General features: G+C 69.4%; 2 protein-coding genes. One reads left to right on the forward strand and one right to left on the reverse strand.

Annotation, left to right across the window (positions count from 1 at the left end; translation table 11 throughout):
- A partial coding sequence (locus DBR34_RS13695; RefSeq protein WP_146186845.1) for an endonuclease/exonuclease/phosphatase family protein occupies positions 1–610 on the forward strand: 610 nt, incomplete at its 5' end.
- Positions 611–693: 83 nt separating this feature from the next.
- Here DBR34_RS13695 and purT read toward each other — a convergent pair.
- A partial coding sequence (gene purT / locus DBR34_RS13700; protein ID WP_258223927.1) for a formate-dependent phosphoribosylglycinamide formyltransferase occupies positions 694–1,596 on the reverse strand: 903 nt, incomplete at its 5' end.

Genomic DNA, 1,596 nt, shown 5'->3' on the forward strand with positions numbered 1-1,596 from the left:
CTACAACGACCACGTCTGGTCGCAGCTGCGGCTGTCGTCCAAGTCGCATTGGGACGTACCGGTGACCACGCCCAACGGCGTGGTGCATGCGCTGGTGTCCCACCCCACCCCGCCGGTGTTCGACGGCCCGGAGAAGCGCAACGCCGCGCGCAACCACGACGAACTGCGGCTGTGGCAGGAATACCTGGCGGCCGGCAGCAAACCCTGGCTGTGTGACGACAAAGGCCAGTGTGGTGGCCTGCAGCAGGACGCCCGCTTCGTGATCCTGGGCGACCTCAACAACGACCCGGTCGACGGCGATGGCCGCCACGAGGCGATCGTGGAGCTGATCGAGAACCCGCGCGTGCTGCGCTACCCGACCCCGCGCAGCGTGGGCGCCGAGCAGACCAGCCTGGCGTATGCGGAAAAGGGCATCGTGCGCAGGGGCGCGCCGTTCCATGCCACCGGCGATTTCGGCCCGAAGTCGGGCACGATGCGGCTGGACTACGTGCTGCCCTCCGTCGGCTTCGCATTCGTGGGCAGCGGCGTGTTCTGGCCGGCCAACGAAAGCCCGGAAGCGAAGATCGCCGATGGCAGCGACCACCACCTGGTGTGGGTGGACGTGCGTTGATCGTTCCCCCGCGGTAGGCGACGACCGTTGGTCGTCGCGTCGGGGTTGGTAGGCGACGACCGCAGGTCGTCGCCCCCGTTCGATCACCGCAATTCGATCCCGATCGCCTCAGCCGCCTCACGCGCAATCTTGCGCGCCGCATCGATATCCGCGCCCCGCGCCAGGGTCACACCCACGCGGCGGTGCCCATGCACGCTCGGCTTGCCGAACAGGCGCAGCGCCGAATCCGGCTGCACCAGCGCTTCGGCCACGTTGCTGAAGAACGGCACGCCTTCGCCATGGGCCAGCATCGCGCACGAGGCCGACGGACCGTTCTGGCGGATCAGCGGAATCGGCAGGCCCAGGATGGCGCGCGCATGCAGGGCAAACTCGCTCAGCTCCTGCGACGCCAGCGTCACCAGCCCGGTGTCATGCGGGCGCGGCGACACTTCGCTGAACCACACCTCGTCGCCCTTCACGAACAGCTCCACGCCGAACAGGCCCCAGCCACCGAGGTCGTCGGTGATCGCCTGCGAGATTTCCTCGGCACGCGCCAGCGCGCGCGGCGACATCGGCTGCGGCTGCCAGCTTTCGCGGTAGTCGCCGTCCTTCTGCCAGTGCCCGATCGGTGCGCAGAACGCGGTGCCGGCCGCATGCCGCACGGTCAGCAGGGTGATTTCGTACTCGAAGTCGATGAAGCCTTCCACGATGCAGCGCCCGGCGCCGGCACGGCCACCGGTCTGCGCGTATTCCCAGGCCGGGGCGATGTCGGCTTCGCTGCGCAGCGTGCTCTGGCCCTTGCCCGAGGACGACATCACCGGCTTGACCACGCACGGCAGGCCGATCGCGGCCACCGCGGCGCGGTACTCGGCCTCGGTATCCACGAACCGGTACGGCGAGGTGGGCAGGCCCAGGGTTTCAGCGGCCAGCCGACGGATGCCTTCGCGGTCCATGGTGAGGCGGGCGGCGCGCGCGGTCGGGATCACCCGCAGGCCGCTTTCCTGCTC

It is taken from the genome of Stenotrophomonas sp. HMWF003, assembly GCF_003061285.1.
Lineage (GTDB): Bacteria > Pseudomonadota > Gammaproteobacteria > Xanthomonadales > Xanthomonadaceae > Stenotrophomonas > Stenotrophomonas maltophilia_AP.